The sequence below is a fragment of the Streptomyces lancefieldiae genome (assembly GCF_031845825.1).
Classification (GTDB): Bacteria; Actinomycetota; Actinomycetes; order Streptomycetales; family Streptomycetaceae; genus Streptomyces; species Streptomyces lancefieldiae.
In genome coordinates this window covers 235,603-252,717 of record NZ_JAVRFH010000003.1, presented here as the reverse complement: position 1 = coordinate 252,717, position 17,115 = coordinate 235,603, and the positions used below count along the sequence as shown (strand labels likewise).

Genomic DNA, 17,115 nt, shown 5'->3' with positions numbered 1-17,115 from the left:
GCCCCTTCGGCCGTGGTGCGGCGGGTCGCCGCCGCTGGCCCTCCGGGAGAGGTGCGCGGGTGCTACCGCGTCTTGAGGCTGATGACGCGTTCCTCTCCGGCGACGAGGTCGAGCGGCTCGCCGCCGGAGGAGGTCCGGAGTTCGACGCGGTGCGTGCGGCCGGGGCGCAGGACGGCCGTCGCGTGGCCGTCGGGCGTCCAGGTGAGGTCGAGCTCCGCCCCGAACCGGGTGCGTACGCCGCGGAGTTCGCCCTGCGGGCAGGACGCGGGGAGGGCGGGCAGCAGGACCAGCCGGTCGGGGGTGGACTGCACGAGCATCTCGATGAGCACGGCCGGGAGGGCGTGGGCGGCGTCGGCGTTGTAGACGTCGCGGCGGGGGTAGTGCGCGCTCATCAGGGAGGCGTGGAAGAAGTCGCCGTCGAGCACCTGGCCGAGTGCGTGGGCGACCCGGGCCCCGTCCCTGAGCCGGGCGGCGACCAGGGCGTGGTGGAGGTGGCCGTGCGCGGAGTCGTTCTCGGCGCCGCGCAGTTCGAGGGCCCGGTGGGCGGCCCGGGCCAGGCCGGGGGTGTCGTAGGGGTTGATCTCGTCCAGCGGCCAGACGCCGTAGAGGTGGCTGAGGTGGCGGTGGTCGTAGGTGTCCTCCAGGCCGGGCCGGGCCCATTCCGCGAGGGCGCCGTCGGCGTTGATCCGGTGCGGTGGGAGGCGGTCGGCCAGAGCGCGCCAGCGGTCGGCGTGCTCGGGGTGGTGGTCGGCGGCGGTCAGCAGGGCGTGCCGGGCGGCGGAGAGGTCCATGGCCGCGTTGAGCGTGCCCCAACCGGCGTTCGCGGGGCGGTTCTCGGGCGAGTAGGAGGGGACGACGACCAGGTGGCCGTCCGCGTCGGTGCGGGTCAGGAAGTCCTCGTAGAACAGGGCGACCTCGGCGAGGACGGCGACGGTGCGGGGGTCGGGAGCGCCGCGGGTGTCGTCGTGGTCGAGGAGGGGTTTGAGCAGCCAGTCGGCGCCGGCCGTCCACAGGTGCAGGGGGTACTCGCGGCTGAAGTGGTACGTGTGCCCGCACTCGCCGTCGGTGTGCGAGGGCGCGACGACGCCCCGGGTGCCGAAGATCGCGCGGGCGTTGTCCCGCCAGTCGGGCAGCTGCCGGTGGACCAGGGCGGCGTGCGCCTCGGTGACCTCGGGCAGGGCCGCCGCCGCGGCGGAGGCGGTCTGGAGGTTGAGGTTGGCGTTGGTGGTGAACGCCCCGGACCAGGCGGTGTTCCAGTCGCCGGTCCACAGACCGGTCAGCCGGGGTGGGAGCAGGCCGCTGGCGGAGAGCAGGTGGTAGCGGCCGGCGGCGAAGAGCCGCTCCAGGAGGGCCGCGCTGCGGGGACGCCCGAGCAGGACCGAGCCCGGCAGTCCGCGTTCGGCGGGGTCGGCGGCGAGGTCGAGGGTGACGCGGTCGTAGGCGGTGCGGTGGTGGGCGAGGTGGCGGCCGAGGAGGTCCTCGTACGACGTCCCGCCCGGCAGGTCGCGCAGGGCACGGCCCTCGGTGACCACGTCCAGCTCGCCGGTGTGCCGGCGTACCCGGGTGAGGAGCAGTACCTCCGTGGCGTCCTCGACGAGCACGCCGGGCGGGGCCAGTCTCGTGGTGCCGCCGGTGACGGCGACCACGGTGACGCCGGTGTAGGCGAGGTCGCTGCCCGGGTAGCGGGCGCGCAGGCTGAGCAGGGCGCCCTCGGGGGTGAGGACGGCGCCGTGGCCGACGCCGAGCCCGTCGGGGGCGCCGGGGAGGCGGGGGTCGAGGGACAGGTCGAGGGTGAGGTGCGGGGCGGTGATGTGCTGGACGATCACGTCGTCGGCGCGGGAGACGAAGACGCGGCTGGTCCAGGTTCCGCAGACGGCGGTCGTCTCGCCGGTGGTGAAGTCGACCGAGCGGCGGTAGGCGGCGCGGTCGTCGCCGGGTGGTCTGTTCAGGCGCAGTTGGAAGGCCGGGTGGAAGGGCCGCACCCATTGCAGTGGGCGGCCGTCGGTGAAGCCCTCGGCGGCGGTCGTGTCGCCGGCCAGCATGCGGTCCTGGAGAACGGGGAGCTCTGCGGCGAGCCGGGGTGGGCGGCGGTTCGCGGCGTCGCCGTTCGGGCGTACGAGGGTGTGGTGCGTGACGACTACCCGGTCGACGTTCGGGTCGCCGAACACGAGGGCGCCGTGGTGGCCGTTGCCGCTCAGGAAGGCGTCCTCCCAGCGGGCGGCGGGCTCGGGCTCCCAGGTGCCGTGCACGGGCGCGGTGGTCATGCGGCCGGCTCCGTGAGGACCGCCACGCCGTAGCGGCCGAGGGTGACGCCGTCGGTGACGGGCGTGTCGGTCAGCAGGTCGCGGCGGGTGCCCGGAACCGGCACGGTGACCGGGTCGCGGCCGTGGTTGAGGAGGAACAGCAGGTCACCTCGGCGTACGGCCTCGACACCGGCCGGCAGTCCGTCGAGCACCGGGCGGGCGCCCGCGTCGGCGGCGACACGGGCGAGCAGGTCGCGCAGCGCGTCCGGTTCCGGCAGGGTCGACAGGTACCAGGCACGGCCCTTGCACAGGACGGCCGGGAGCCCGTCCAGCTCGCCGCCCTTGTAGGGGACGGTCCGGGTGGCGGTGCCGTCGGGCTCGATCTCCTCCGACCAGAGGGTGCCCCGGAAGCCGTCGCAGGCGGCCGTCTCGTCCGCCTCCAGGGGCCACCACTCGTGCAGGGTGCGGATGCCGAACAGCTCGCGCAGCCGGGCGTCCATGCCGCCGGGCCGGACCCGGTCGTCCTCGTCGGCGACGCCGGTGAGGAAGCCGCAGACGAGGGTGCCGCCGCCCTGGACGTAGGCGAGGAGGTTGTCGATCGCCGCGTCCGTGAGGGCGTAGAGCTGGGGCACGACGACCGCCTTGTACGGGGTCAGGTCGTGCAGGGGGTGGGCGAAGTCGGTGGTGAGGTGGGCCTCCCACAGGGCCCGGTGCCAGGCGTGCAGGACGTCGGGGTAGTCGAAGCGGGTGGAGGGGCGGCCGTCCTGGGTGCCGGCCCACCAGGAGTGCCAGTCGTGCAGGACGGCGATGTCGGCGGTGACGTGGGTGTCCGCCACCCGCGGGCCGAGCTTCGCCAGGTCGGCGCCGAGCCGCTTGGTCTCCTGGTACGTACGGCCCTGCTCCCCCGCGTGGCCGAGCATGCCGGAGTGGAACTTCTCCGCGCCCTGCCTCGACTGGCGCCACTGGAAGTAGCAGACGGCGTCCGCGCCGCGTGCCACGGCCTGCAGGGACCACAGGCGGTTCAGGCCACGCGGCTTGGGGTGGTTGGCGCCGCGCCAGTTGACCGGTCCCGCCGCCTGCTCCATGAGCATCCACGGGCCGCGCGCCTGGGAGCGGGTCATGTCCTGGACCAGGGCGCCGTGCTGGGCACCGAGCGGGTCGCGCGGGTCGGGGTAGACGTCGACGGAGACGACGTCCTCCTCCTCGGCCCAGCGCCAGGCGTCCTGTCCCTGCCACAACGGCATGAAGTTGGTGGTGACCGGGAGGTGCGGGGTGTGGCGGCGGACGATGTCGCGTTCGGCGGTGAAGCACTCCAGGAGCATGTCGGAGGTGAAGCGGCGGAAGTCCAGGACCTGGGTGGGGTTCTTCAGGTAGTGGGTGCGGCGGGCCGGGAGGATCTCCTCCCAGTCGCCGTAGCCCTGGCTCCAGAAGGCGGTGCCCCATGCGGTGTTGAGGGCGTCGAGGGTGCCGTACCGGTCCTGGAGCCAGCGGCGGAAGCGGGTGGCGGCCTCGTCGCCGTGGTCGAAGGTGCAGTACTCGTTGTTGATGTGCCACATGGTGAGGGCGGGGTGGCCGGCGTAGCGGGCGGCCAGGGCCTCGGTGATGGCGGCGGCGTGCCGGCGGTAGGTGGCGCTGGAGTGCGAGAAGTGCTGCCGTCCGCCCCACCACTCGGTGCGGCCGTCCTCGTCGCGGGGCAGGGTGTCCGGGTGCAGCCGGCCGAGCCAGGGCGGGGGCGAGGCGGTGGGGGTGGCGAGGACGACGCCGATGCCGTTCGCGTGCATCAGGTCCATGAGGCGGTCCAGCCAGCCGAAGTCGTGCACGCCGGGGCGGGGTTCGAGTTTCGACCAGGAGAAGACGCCGAGGGTGACCGAGTTGACGCCGGCCTCCCTCATCAGCCGGACGTCCTCGTGCCAGGTCTCCTCCGGCCACTGCTCGGGGTTGTAGTCGCCTCCGAAGAGGACGCGGTTGCGGGTCGTGTCCGCGAGACTAGGCATTACCTGGGCTCCCCGTACTGGATGCCGCGCCCGTTGGTGGCGAGGTAGACGCGGCCGTGGATGCGTGGGTCGCCGGTGATGACCTCACCGGTCCAGCCCCACTGGTGGTGGTCGTCGTTGATCCGCGTCCAGCTCTTCGCCTCGTCGTCGGAGCGGTAGACGGCGGTGCCGGCCCCGGTGGAGCCGACCTGGTAGATCGCCGGGTAGTCGGCGCCGTCGGCGGCCTTGCCGAAACCGAGGGTGTGGGAGGCCGAGCAGCTGTCGACCTGGGTGAAGGTGACGCCGCCGTCGGTCGAGCGGTGCAGGCCGTTCCCCTTGGTGCTCAGCCACAGGTCGCCGCTGCGGCCGGGCGCCGCCACCAGCTTGAACTGGCTGTCGCCGAGGGGCAGTCCGGTGGCGCGGGCGGTGAAGGAGCCGCCGCCGTCGGTGCTGGCGAGCAGCGTTCCCGTGTCGGTGTCGTACGCGTAGAGGAGCGTGGGGTCCACCGGGTCGGCGACCGGCGTGGCGCCCTTCGGGAAGGAGGGGACCTCGGACCAGGTCGTGCCGTTGTCCGCCGAGCGGTGGGCCGGGTGCTTCGTGCCGTCCCAGTGCACGAAGGACCACAGCAGGACGCTGCCGTCGGCGTTGGTGGTGATCGGCCCCGGCGCCTCCTTGGCGATGCCGGGCTGCGCCGCGAAGGGCGCCCAGGTCCGTCCGCCGTCCTGCGAGTAGGCGCCGTTGCCGTGATCGCCCCAGCCCGCCCGGACGACGTACGCCGGCCTGCGCGCCGCCTGGGCGAGTCCCGTCGCCGACCCGGACACCGGGTTGGTCGCCATGCCGTCGGCCGGGGACGCCGTGAGCCGCTCGTGGTACATGACGCCGATGTCCCGCGACCCGCTGAGCAGGTGCGCCCGCCCGGCCGGGGGCGAGATCAGCTGGGTCACCGACGTCTCCTCCAGGCCGCCGATCTGCGGGGCCCAGTGCCTGAGGTCACGGGTGCCGTAGAGGGTGGCGCCGGTGCCGTGGACGATGTGCCGGGAGTCGAAGGGGTCGAGGGCGACGGCCTGGATCCACCAGCCGAACTTGGGGCGGCCCTCGCCCCACTCGAGGTAGGGCGTCTCGGACACGTCGAGGACCGCGGTGTCCTTCAGGGACGTCCAGGTACGGCCGCCGTCGGTGGTCCGGAACAGGGTGTCGACCGCCGCCCAGCGGTTGTTGGTGGAGACGACGGCGGTGCCGGGACGGCGGGCGTCGACGGCGACGCCGCCGTAGCCGAAGCCGTCGGCGGGGCCGTCGCCTGTGGTACCGCCCGGCTCGACCGGCGTGACGTCGGTCCACCGCCCGTTCGCGGTGCGCAGCTTGTGCACGCCGCCGGTGGACTGGCCGTTGGGCCCGGGCGCGTCGGCGTACGTCACGTACAGCTCGCGGGTGTGCGCGTCGTACGCGGCGCGGATCGGGACCCTGGCCGCGGTGCCGGAAGGCTGCCCGGGGACGGGCTGCCAGGTGGTGCCGTCGGTCGTGCGGAACAGGTTCGGCGCGGTGCCGTCGGCGTCGCCCCAGCCGGCGTAGAGGGTGCGGCCCGCGGCCACGAGGAGGGTGACGCCCTGGCCGGTGGCGGTCGGGGTGGCCGGGAAGCCGGGGGCGGGGGCCCAGGTGGCGCCCCGGTCCGTCGACTTCCAGAGGCCGTCGTGCCGGGTGCCCAGCCACAGGGTGCCGCCGTCGCGCGGGTCGACCAGGAGCCGCTCGCCGGTGCCCCTGCCGTCCTCGTTGGCGCCGAGCTTCACGGTGAGGTCGGTGCGCCGCCAGGTGGCGCCCCGGTCGTCGGAGCGCAGGATGGCGCCGTTGCCCGCCCAGGCCTGGGCGTAGGTTCCGCAGGCCAGGTAGAGCCGGTCCGGGTGGGCGGGGTCGACGGCCATCGCCTCGACGCCGAGGAGGTTCCAGTCGTCCCAGCCGAGGTGGTCCAGGAGCGGGGTCCAGCGGGCGGCCCGGTCGTCCCAGCGGTAGGCGCCGCCGATGTCGGTACGGGCGTAGGCGAGGCCGCGGACGCGGGGATGGAACAGGACGCCGGTGATGAACCCGGTGCCGCCGATGACGACGTTGCGCCAGCGGTAAGCGGGGGCGTCCGGCGTGCCCTCGGGGGCGTCCGGCGTGCCCTCGGGGGCGTCCGCCGTGTCCTCGGCGGCGTGCACGCGCCCGGGCGCGAAGGGGACGGCGGTGAGCGCGGCGGCGGCCGCGGTCCCGGCGAGAAGGGCACGCCGGCTCGGGCTGCGTGACACGGACGCATGCATGACATACCTCGTTCTGTGCGGCTCGGGGCCGAGGTGGGCGGGGCGTACCTGTTCGTCGTGGCCGGCCGCTGGTCAGGAGCGGTCGGCCACGACGGGACTGGGGAGGAGGGCGTCCGGGGGTGAGGACGTCAGCCCTTCACCGCTCCGGTCAGCATGCCCTTCTTGAAGTGGCGCTGGACGAACGGCGACAGCACGGCCACCGGCAGCAGGGCCATGACCATGACCGCCATCTGCACGGCCAGGCCGGAGAGTTCACCGGTCTTGATGGCCTGGCCGAGGCCGACCGGCGCCTCCTGCTTCTGCACGAGCTGGATCATCACGTTCTGCAGGGGCAGCATGTCCTGGTCGTTCAGGTACAGGGAGGCGTTGAACCAGGCGCTCCAGTAGCCGACGGCGTAGAACAGGGTGATCACCGCGACGACCGCGCGGGACAGCGGCAGCACGATCCGCCACAGGATGCGCAGGTCACCGGCGCCGTCGATGCGGGCGCTGTCGATCAGCTCCGGCGAGATGCCCATGAAGAAGCCGCGCAGCACCAGGATGTTGAAGACGCTGATCGCGCTGGGCAGGATCAGCGCGAGATAGCTGTCCATCAGGCCCAGGGACTGCACCAGCAGGTAGGTGGGGATGAGGCCCGCGCTGAAGAACATCGTGGCCAGCAGCACCATGAGGATCCAGCGGTGGCCCAGCGAGCCACTGCGGGACAGCCCGTAGGCGCACAGCACCGACACCGCCATCGAGAAGAGGGTGCCGACGAGGGTGATGCCGATGCTCACGAGCGCGGCGCGGGTGACCTGGCCGCCGCTGAGCAGTTCCTGGTAGGCGACGAAGGTGATGTCCTTCGGGATCATCACCAGTCCACCGGCCTCGTCGATGGCCTTGCGCGAGGAGAGGCTGGTGACGACGACGATCCACAGCGGGAACACGATGGCCAGGCAGGCCAGGAGCAGGACCAGGCCCTTGCCGGCGAGTCCGGTCCGGGTGGGCTTCTCCTCCCACACCGGCCGGGGCGGGGCCGCCCACCGGCTCGGCCTGCGCGCGGGTTTGTCGATCACGGCGGTCATTTCTTGTACACCCCCTGCTCGCCCATGAGGTGGGCCACCTTGTTCGCTATCAGGACCAGGCCGAGACTGATGACGCCCTTGACGAGCCCGGCGGCGGCCGCGTAGCCGAAGTCCTGGTTGCGGACACCGTTCCACCACACGAAGGTGTCGAGGACCTCCGCGGCTCCCGGTCCGACGGCGTCGCGTTGCAGCAGGATCTGCTCGAAGCCGACCGTCAGGGCGTCACCGACGCGCAGCACCAGCAGCAGGGCGATCACGGGACGCAGCGCGGGCAGCGTGACGTGCCACATGCGGCGCCAGCGGTTCGCACCGTCCATGGCTGCGGCCTCGTACAGGTCGGGGCTGACCGAGGCGAGCGCGGCGAGGAAGACGATGATCCCCCAGCCGGCGTCCTTCCACACGCTCTGCGCGGTGACCAGGAACTTGAAGGTCTCCGGGTCGGTCATGAGGCTGAGCCCGTCGTACCCGTGGTCGCGCAGCAGCTGGGAGAGGAGTCCGGCACCACCCAGCAGCTGCTGGAAGACGGCGACGACCAGCACCCACGAGAAGAAGTGCGGCAGGTACAGGATGGCCTGCGCGACCGCCCGGACCCGGGGCCGGACCACGCTGTTGATGAGCAGCGCGAGCAGGATGGGGACCGGGAAGTACAGCACGAGCTGGAGGACGAACAGCACAAGCGTGTTCTGCACGGAGTTCCAGAAGGCGGAGTCCTCGAAGATCCGCTGGAAGTTCTCCAGCCCCACCCAGGGGCTGTGCAGCATGGAGACGATCCCGTTGTCGCTGATGTAGGGGTCGTACTCCTGGAAGGCGACGACGTTGCCGAGGATCGGTACGTAGTTGAAGAGCAGTACCAGCAGGATCGCCGGCAGTGTCATCAGCAGCAGTACGCGGTCACGCCGGAACCTCAGCCGCAGACTGAGCTTCCCCCCGCCCGGCTTGCCCTTCCGGGAGCCGGTGGCGTCGCCGGACGCCACCGGGGTCTTCTTCGTCGTATCGGCCTCGGCCCTGGTCCGAGGCACCGTGCTGTGGGACACGGCCGTTCTCCTTGCCTCGGTACCGGTCAGCTCGTCGCCGTGCCGTTCTCGTCGAGCAGCTTCTTGTACCAGTCGCGCAGTTCGTCGCCGCCCTTGCTCCGCCAGTCGGAGACGGCCTGCTGCATGTCACCGATCTTCTTGCGGCCGCGGACGATGTCGTCCTCCAGCTGCTCGAAGTCGTTGGAGAGGTTGGTCCAGCGGGCGGGCTCGGTGATCTGCATGCCGTAGAACGTGGGCTTCTTGGTGAAGGCGCCCATCCGCTGCTGCCACTCGACCTGTCCCTTGGCGACCTCGGGGTAGTCGGGGTGGGCGATGGTCGCGGCGGGGCTCGCCACCATCACGTAGGCGTTCATCACGTCGAGGTTGCCCTGGTCGGTCTTGGTGGGCACGCCGTCCTTGACGGTGTAGTGGGTGCCCTCGACGCCGTAGTTGGTGGCCATGTACTCCTTGGTCCCGTACGGCGCCGCGGTGACGTTGGCGACGGCCAGCACGTCACGGATCACGGACTCGGACGCCTTCTTGTTGACGAAGGCGAAGATGCTCGCCGGGTTCTGCGCCCACAGCGTGGGGTTGCCGCCGGCGTGCCCGAAGAAGTCCATGCCCCAGATCTTGAACTCGGGGTTCTGGGTGGCCTGTTCCGCGGTGCGGCTCCACCACTGCGACATGTCCTGGTTGTAGATGAGGAACTCGCCGGCGGCGAACTTGGGTCCGGGGTCGGCGGCGTTGCTCTTGCCGAGCTTGGCGTCGGGGTGCACGACGCCGGCGGCGAACAGCTTGCGCGTCCACTCCAGCGCCTCGAGGTACTCCTCGGTCTCGATGCGGTAGACCAGCTTGCCGTCGACCTGGTTCCAGCCGAGCGACTTCTCGTTGCCGGAGAGCACGCCGAAGGCGTTGAAGGCGGTCCACTTCATGTCCAGACAGGCCCAGCGCTTGGCCCTCGCGTTGGTGGCCTCCTTGGCCAGCGCCATGAACTCGTCGCAGGACCGGGGGACTTCGTAGCCCTCCTTCTCGAAGATGTCCTGCCGGTACAGCGGCACGATGCCGGACACGTACGAGGACGGCATCGGCAGACCGCGCAGCTTGCCGCCGAAGATGGACCGCTGCCAGGCGTCGGTGGGGATCGCCGCGAGGTTGGGGTACTCCTTGACCGCGTCACCGGAGAGGTAGGGGCCGAGGTCGGCGAACTTGCCGATGATGGCGCTCGGGATCTTGCCGGTCATGTTCCAGCCGGGCACGACCACCAGGTCGGGCACCTCGCTGGAGGCGAGGACCGCGCCGAGCTTCTGGTCGTAGGTGTTGCCGTCCTGGTTCTGCCAGACCACGTCGACGCCGATGAGGTCGTTCATCGCCTTGTAGTAGGCGTTGTCCCCCTTCGGCGGGGACCCCCAGAACGGCGACATGACGGTGACCTTGCCGCCCTTGCCGAGCTTCTCGGGCACCGAGGTCTTCAGGCCCGCGATGTCGAGCTTGCTGGTGAAGCCGACCGCGGAGCCGTTCTTGCTGGGGATGTCGGGCGTGACCACGTTGCTGGCCACGTACGCCGGCAGCAGCTTCTTGGCGTCCTTGCCCGACGTGGTGCCGTCCCGCGAACCTCCGTCGGAGCCCCCGCCGCAGGCGGAGAGCAGCGGCATCCCTCCCGCCACCGCTGCGGTGACGGCCGCGGTGGAGGAGAGGAACTTTCTCCGGCTGGGACCGGAGGCGGCGTTCGGCGTCATTGCGTCAACCCTTCATGGCGCACCAGGACACCCGGCGGTGGCCGTCGGCTGCGGTGTCTTCAGTGGAACTGGCTGAGCTGAAGCGGTCGTCGGAGGAATGCCCGGCTTCCGTCGCACCTGGAGGTGCACTGGCGGGAGGGAGCCTCGGAGTCGAAGCGCTTCGATGTTGCTGCGAGGTTAAGTGAACGCCTGGGGGTACACAAGAGTCGATTCCAGAATTTCCCGAGGTATCAGGGGAGCCGGACCGGCCGAACCCGCCCATATGACGCCTGGATTGCGATGAGAAGTCGAAGGTGATGCGGCCAAGTGGCTTGACACCCACCCCTGGACCGAATGAGCATCGAAGCGCTTCGAAAGCGCCTCGCCGCTCCATCGCAAGGGGAACTCCACGTGACCGCACCCACGCCGCCCACGCCGCCTTTCCGTGATCCGCACCTGCCGTTCGCGAAGCGCGTCGACGACCTGATGTCGCGGCTCACGCTCGACGAGAAGACGGCGTTCCTGCACCAGTTCGCACCGGCCGTCGAGCGGCTCGGCATCGCCGCCTTCCGCACCGGCCAGGAAGCCCTGCACGGCGTGGCCTGGATGGGCCCGGCGACCGTGTTCCCGCAGGCCGTGGGAATCGGCGCCACCTGGAACGAGGACCTCGTACGCCGCATCGGCGAGGCGGTGTCCCGGGAGGCCCGGGCGATGCGCGACCGCGACGACCGCGTCGGCCTCAACGTCTGGTCCCCGACCGTGAACCTGCTGCGCCACCCCCTGTGGGGCCGCAACGAGGAGGGCTACTCGGAGGACCCGAAGCTCACCTCGGCCATCGCCACCGCCTACACCCGCGGCCTGCGCGGCGACCATCCGACGTACTGGCGCACCGCGCCCGTCCTCAAGCACTGGCTGGCGCACAACAACGAGACCGACCGGGACACGTCCTCGTCGTCCGTCCGCCCGCGCGTCCTGAACGAGTACGACCTGCGCGCCTTCCGCGAGACCGTCGAGGCGGGCGCGGTGGCCGGGGTGATGCCGGCCTACAACCTGGTCAACGGCCGCCCCAACCACGTCTCCCCGTACCTCGGCCGGCACCTGCGGGCCTGGAGCGACGACGACCTCCTGGTCTGCTCGGACGCGGGCGCCCCCTCCAACCTCGTCGACTCCGAGCACTACTTCGACACCCACGAGGAGGCGACCGCCGCCGCGCTGCGGGCCGGGGTGGACAGCTTCACCGACCACGGCACGGACTCCTCGAAGATCGTCGCGCGCGTCCGGGGCGCCCTGGAACAGGGCCTGCTGACCGAGGCCGACATCGACGCGGCCGTACGCCGGCAGCTGTCGGTCCGTTTCCGGCTCGGCGAGTTCGACCCCGAGCAGGACCCGTACGCCGCCACCACCGACTTCGACACCCCGGAGCACCGCGCGCTGGCCCTGGAGGCCGCCGAGCAGGCGGTCGTCCTGCTCAAGAACGACGGTGTCCTGCCGCTGGCCCCCGGCTCCCGCGTCGCCGTCGTCGGTCTGCTCGCCGACGAGTGCAAGCTCGACTGGTACAGCGGCACGCTCATCCACCGCTCCACGCCGCTGGAGGGCCTGTACGAGCGGTTCGGCGCCGAGCGCGTGAGCTTCGCGGAGGGCGTGGACCGGATCCGGCTGCGGACCGCCGCCGGTGCGTTCCTGCACGTGCCTCCCGCCGAGGACTCCCCCGACGCGGCGCGCGGCGCCGAGGGCGCCCTCGACCCGGCACTGCTCGCCGGCCGCACCGACCTGCCGCCGCTGACCACCGACGCCACCGGGACCGAACTCGCGCTCGTCGACTGGGGCGAGGGCGTCCTCACCCTGCGCGCGCCCGACGGCCGGTACCTGTCGGTCGCCGAGGACGGCTTCGTCCGCGCCTCCGCCGACCAGCCCGGCGGCTGGGTGGTGCAGGAGACGTTCCGCCTGGAACCCCACGGGAACGGGCACCTCCTGCGGCACACGGGGACGGATCGTCACGTCTGTGTCGGCGCCGAGGGCGTGAAGGTTGCCGCCTCGGACGACGACGCGCCGGAGGTCTTCGAGCTGGTCGTCACCGAGCGCGGCGAGGACGCGGTGAGGCGGGTCGCGGCCGAGGCGGACGTGGTCGTGGTCGTGGCGGGCAACGACCCGCACATCAACGGCCGGGAGACGGAGGACCGTACGACGCTGCGGCTGCCCGCCCACCAGGAACGGCTGCTGCGCGCGGCCCGCGCCGCCAACCCGCGCACGGTGCTGACGCTGGTCTCCGCCTATCCGTACGCGGTGGACGCCCAGCCGCTCCCGGCGGTGCTGTGGACCGCGCACGGCGGCCAGGCGGCCGGCACCGCACTGGCCCGGGTCCTCGCCGGCGACGTCTCCCCCGCCGGGCGGCTCCCGCAGACCTGGTACGCCGACGACGCCGACCTGCCCGATCTGCTCGACTACGACGTGATCGGCGGCCGCCAGACCTACCTGTACTTCGAGGGGACGCCGCTGTTCCCGTTCGGGCACGGCCTGTCGTACGCGTCCTTCGGGTACGCGGACCTCGAGGCCCGGGTGGAGGGCGGGGCGGTGTCCGTGTCCTTCACCGTCACCAACACGGGCCAGGTCACCGCCGACGAGGTCGCCCAGCTCTACGTCCGCGCCGAGGACCCGTCGGTCCCGCGCCCGCGCCGGGAACTGCTGGCCCACCGCCGGCTCACCCTCGACCCGGGCGCCACGGCGCGGGTGTCCTTCGAACTCCCGCTGTCCGCGTTCGCGTTCTGGGACGTGGCGCACGACCGGTGGCGGCTGGAGCCGGGCCCGTACGCCCTGCTGGTGGGCGCCTCCAGCGAGGACGTACGCCTGTCGGCGACCGTGACCGTCGACGGCGAGCCCGCCGCGCCGCGCCCGGTGCGCGAACGCGGCCTGGAGGCGGCCGACTTCGACGAGCAGAGCGGCACGGAGATCGTCGACCGGACGAAGGTCGCGGGCGACGCGGTGACGCCGGTGGCGGCCAGGACTGGCGAACTGCTCTACCGCGACTGCGACTTCGGGGCCGGGGTCACCGGGGTGACCGTGACGGTGGCGGGCGGCGAGGGCGCCGTGGAGATCGCCCTCGACGGCAGCCCGGCCCTGGCGGTGCTGTCGCCGGACGCGCCCACGCCGGGACCGTACGACTACGTGGAGCTCGGCGCCGCGCTGGCCGCCGAGGGCGTACACGATCTCCGCATCAGGCTGCGCGGCTCTCTGCGGCTCGCGCACGTCGGCTTCTCCGGCTGAGGGTCCGGAGCACGCCGGCACACCGACGGCCCGAGCCCCGCACAGTGGGCTCGGGCCGTCGGCCTTCTCGGGTGGGTCAGAGGGCGAGGCCCGTCAGGACCAGCACCCGCTCGTAGGTGTAGTCGTCCATCGCGAACCTCACGCCCTCGCGGCCCACGCCGGACTGCTTGGCGCCGCCGTACGGCATCTGGTCGGCGCGGTAGGAGGGGACGTCGCCGATGACGACGCCGCCGACCTCGAGGGCGCGGTGGGCGCGGAAGGCGGCCTGGAGGTCGTGCGTGAAGACGCCCGCCTGGAGACCGTACTTGGAGTCGTTGACGGCGGCGAACGCCTCGGCCTCGCCGTTCACCTTCTGCACGCTGAGGACGGGCCCGAAGACCTCCTCGCGGGCGAGGGTGACATCGGCCGGGAGGTCGGTGAGCACGGTCGGCGCGTAGGAGGCGCCGTCCCGCTTGCCGCCGGTCAGGAGCGTGGCGCCCGCGGCGACGGCCTCGTCGACCCAGGACTCCACGCGCTCGGCGGCGGCCTCGCTGACCAGCGGGCCGACGTCGGTGGCGTCGTCGTTGGGGTCGCCGGTGACCTGGGCCTCGACGGCGGCGACGACGCGGGGCAGCAGGCGGTCGTACACGGCGGCGTCGGCGATCACGCGCTGCACGGAGATGCAGGACTGGCCGCCCTGGTAGTTCGAGAAGGTCGCGATGCGGTTCGCGGCCCACTCCAGGTCCTCGTCGCTCGCCCAGTCGCCGAGGACGACGGCCGCGCCGTTGCCGCCCAGCTCCAGGGTGCAGTGCTTGCGCGGCACCGAGTCCATGATCGCGTAGCCGACCGTCTCGGAGCCGGTGAAGGAGATGACCGGCAGCCGCTCGTCCTGGACCAGGGTGGGCATGCGGTCGTTGGGCACCGGGAGGATGCTCCAGGAACCGGCGGGCAGCTCGGTCTCGGCGAGCAGTTCGCCGAGGATCAGGCCGGAGAGGGGGGTGGCGGGCGCCGGCTTCAGGATGATCGGGGCGCCCGCGGCGATCGCGGGGGCGACCTTGTGGGCGCACAGGTTGAGCGGGAAGTTGAACGGCGCGATGCCGAGGACGACGCCCTTGGGGAAGCGGCGGGTGAGGGCCAGGCGCCCCTGGCCGCCCGCGTCGGTGTCCAGGCGCTGGGCCTCACCGCCGTTGAAGCGACGGGCCTCCTCGGCCGCGAAGCGGAACACGGACACCGCGCGGCCGACCTCGCCGCGGGCCCACTTGACCGGCTTGCCGTTCTCGGCGGAGATCAGGCGGGCGATCTCCTCGGTGCGCTCGACCAGGCGCCGGCTGACGTGGTCCAGGGCGGCGGCGCGCACGTGGGCGGGGGTGGCGGCGAACTCGTCCCGTACGGCGTACGCGGCGGCCACGGCCTCCTCGACCTGGGCGTCGGTCGGCAGGCTCACCGTGCCGACCCGGCTGCCGTCCCAGGGGGACGTGACGTCGAAGGTGGTCTCGCCGGTGGCCTGGCGGCCGGCGAGCCAGAAGGCGTGGGTGGAAGTCATTGTGGAGTCCCGGCCCTTCCGCGTTGGTGGTGTGTGCGTGTACGGGGTTGCGGGTCCACGGTAGGCCGGGGGGCCGTGGGGGGCGTTTGTCCGGGGTGTAGTGGTGGGGGTGGGTTGTTCGACGGTGTGGCCAGGTGGGGTGGTGGTGGGGCCCGGTGAGGTGGGGGGCGCGAGCCCTGGCCGGTGGTTTTCGCCCCCGCCGCCCCTTCTCGTCCCGTCCCTGGGGCTGCGCCCCCGGGCCCCCGCTTTCGGCCTGACGGCCTCGTCCTCAAACGCCGGACGGGCTGATCAGTCGGGCGAGGTCGCCTTCAATGCCAGCCACAGCTCCATGCGCACGTCCGGATCGTCCAGGGAACGGCCGAGGATCTCCTCCACCCGCCGCATCCGGTAGCGCAGCGTGTGGCGGTGGACGCCGAGGTCGGCGGCCGCCGCGTCCCACTGGCCGTGGCGGGAGAGCCAGGCGCGCAGGGAGGCCACCAGGTCGCCGCGGCCGGTCGCGTCGTGGTCGCGCAGCGCCCGCAGCAGGCCGTCGGCGAAGGCGCGCACCGCGTCGTCGGCCAGCAGGGGCAGCACCGATCCGGCCGCCAGCTGTTCGTGCTCCACGCAGACGCGTCCGCGCCGACGGGCCACCGACAGGGCCTGTTCGGCCTGCTTGTAGGCGGCGGACGCGGCGATGGGTCCGGACGGGGCGGACAGGCCGACGACCAGTTCTTCCTCGTCCTGGCCCGGCCTCGGTTCCGGTGCCGGGCGGCCGGTCTCCAGCGCCGCGGCGTACTCGACGCAGGCCGCGACGGCCGCGCCCCGGTCCGTGGCCAGCACCACCAGCCGCTCGCCCTCGGGGACGACCAGCACCGCCTCGCCGGACCGGGCCGCCGCCGACTCCACGACCTCGGCGAGCGCGCCGAGCGGGTCGCCGCCCGTGTCGGCGGCGGGCAGGGCGGCGGACGGCAGAGCGGCGGACGGCTTGGCCTTGGCGGCCGGCACGCGCGCGTGGGGGCCGGCGTGCACCCGCGCGGCGGCCGCCGACGCCGACTCGGCGACGATCATCCGGAAGGGCGCGTCCAGCAGGTCGCCGTACAGGTCCCCGGCGACCGCGCGCGCGTGGTCCGGCTCGCCGGCCAGCAGCATGCGCAGCACGGCCGCGTCGATGCGCTGGCCCGCCGCGTGCAGGGAGCGCGAGCGTTCCGTGGTGAGGGTGAGGAGGGCGATGGCGGAGTGGACGGCGTAGCGCTCGGCGGTGCCGAGGGGCGCGGCCGTGCCGACGGCGAGGGCCGAGCGGGGCCGGCGGGAGGTGCCGAGGGAGTGGAGTTCGACCCGGTCGGCGTTCTCCGGGTGTTCCCCGTTCTCGGCTCCGCCGACGACGGAGGAGGCCGGTGCGGGGCGCTCACGCAGCCGCCGCACGTCCGCGGTGAGCCGCGCGGCCCTGCGGCCCGCCCACTCCGGCGCCGCGGCGACGACGGCGCCCGAGGCGTCGTACAACGCCGCCCAGCCGTCGACCTGCGCGGCGAGCGCGGCCAGCAGGCCCTCCGGTCCGTCGGTCAGCGCCCGCCTGGTCAGCTCGCGCTGGGCCGCGAACCCCGCCGTGACCGCCCGGTACTGGTCGGCGGCGATCGCGGCGGAGACGGCCTTGCTGATGGCGAGGAAGGGGGTGCGGCGCGGCACCTCCAGCAGCGGCAGGTCCTCCCGCCGGGCGGCTTCGACCAGTGCCTCGGGGATGTCGTCGTAGTTGACGCCGACGGCGAATCCCAGCCCCACCACTCCGGCGTCCGCCAGCCGCTTCACGTACCGGTGCATCACCTCGGGGTCCTCGGCGTCCAGCTTGAGGGCGGTGATGAGCAGCAGCTCCCCGCCCTCCATGTAGGGCACGGGATCGGCGAGCTCGCTGACGTGGGCCCAGCGCACCGGCACGTCGAGGCGGTCCTCACCCGCGCGCACGGTCAGTTTGAGCGCGGAGTGGTGGACGAGCGAGGCGAGCGTGGGGGGCATGGGGGCCTGGGCCTTCGGATCTTCGTCAGGGGTGGGTGCGGTGTCTGCGG

The 17,115-nt window shown here is 72.8% G+C and carries 9 protein-coding genes; 1 reads left to right on the top strand and 8 read right to left on the bottom strand.

Annotated features, from left to right (window positions below; translation table 11 throughout):
• Positions 1–62 precede the first annotated feature (62 nt).
• The 6 genes from RM812_RS04865 to RM812_RS04840 all read right to left on the bottom strand — a co-directional run bounded on the left by RM812_RS04865 (position 63) and on the right by RM812_RS04840 (position 10,317).
• Complete coding sequence (locus RM812_RS04865) at positions 63–2,264, bottom strand: glycosyl hydrolase family 95 catalytic domain-containing protein (protein WP_311571129.1); 2,202 nt, start codon at positions 2,262–2,264, stop codon at positions 63–65.
• Complete coding sequence (locus RM812_RS04860; protein WP_311571128.1) at positions 2,261–4,237, bottom strand: beta-galactosidase; 1,977 nt, start codon at positions 4,235–4,237, stop codon at positions 2,261–2,263. Before RM812_RS04860 ends, RM812_RS04865 begins: the two co-directional genes overlap by 4 nt.
• Positions 4,237–6,504, bottom strand: coding sequence for a 1,4-beta-glucanase (locus tag RM812_RS04855; protein ID WP_311571127.1), 2,268 nt, complete (start codon positions 6,502–6,504; stop codon positions 4,237–4,239). The genes RM812_RS04860 and RM812_RS04855 overlap by 1 nt, the downstream gene beginning before the upstream one ends.
• Positions 6,505–6,632: 128 nt before the next feature.
• Entirely contained in the window at positions 6,633–7,568 is a 936-nt protein-coding gene (locus tag RM812_RS04850; RefSeq protein ID WP_311571126.1) for a carbohydrate ABC transporter permease, read from the bottom strand.
• The gene (locus tag RM812_RS04845) at positions 7,565–8,602 is read right to left on the bottom strand and encodes an ABC transporter permease (RefSeq protein ID WP_311571125.1); all 1,038 of its coding nucleotides are present in this window, start codon (positions 8,600–8,602) and stop codon (positions 7,565–7,567) included. Before RM812_RS04845 ends, RM812_RS04850 begins: the two co-directional genes overlap by 4 nt.
• 26 nt (positions 8,603–8,628) lie before the next feature.
• Positions 8,629–10,317, bottom strand: a complete 1,689-nt coding sequence (locus RM812_RS04840) for an extracellular solute-binding protein (RefSeq protein WP_311571124.1) — start codon at positions 10,315–10,317, stop codon at positions 8,629–8,631.
• 390 nt (positions 10,318–10,707) lie between these two features.
• On the opposite strand from RM812_RS04840, the gene RM812_RS04835 reads away from it, so the two are divergent.
• Positions 10,708–13,557, top strand: a complete 2,850-nt coding sequence (locus RM812_RS04835) for a glycoside hydrolase family 3 C-terminal domain-containing protein (protein WP_311571123.1) — start codon at positions 10,708–10,710, stop codon at positions 13,555–13,557.
• A gap of 76 nt (positions 13,558–13,633) precedes the next feature.
• Here RM812_RS04835 and RM812_RS04830 read toward each other — a convergent pair whose 3' ends face one another.
• Positions 13,634–15,079, bottom strand: coding sequence for an aldehyde dehydrogenase family protein (locus RM812_RS04830; protein ID WP_311571122.1), 1,446 nt, complete (start codon positions 15,077–15,079; stop codon positions 13,634–13,636).
• Positions 15,080–15,367: 288 nt separating this feature from the next.
• Positions 15,368–17,065, bottom strand: a complete 1,698-nt coding sequence (locus tag RM812_RS04825; protein WP_311571121.1) for a PucR family transcriptional regulator — start codon at positions 17,063–17,065, stop codon at positions 15,368–15,370.
• Positions 17,066–17,115 lie beyond the last annotated feature (50 nt).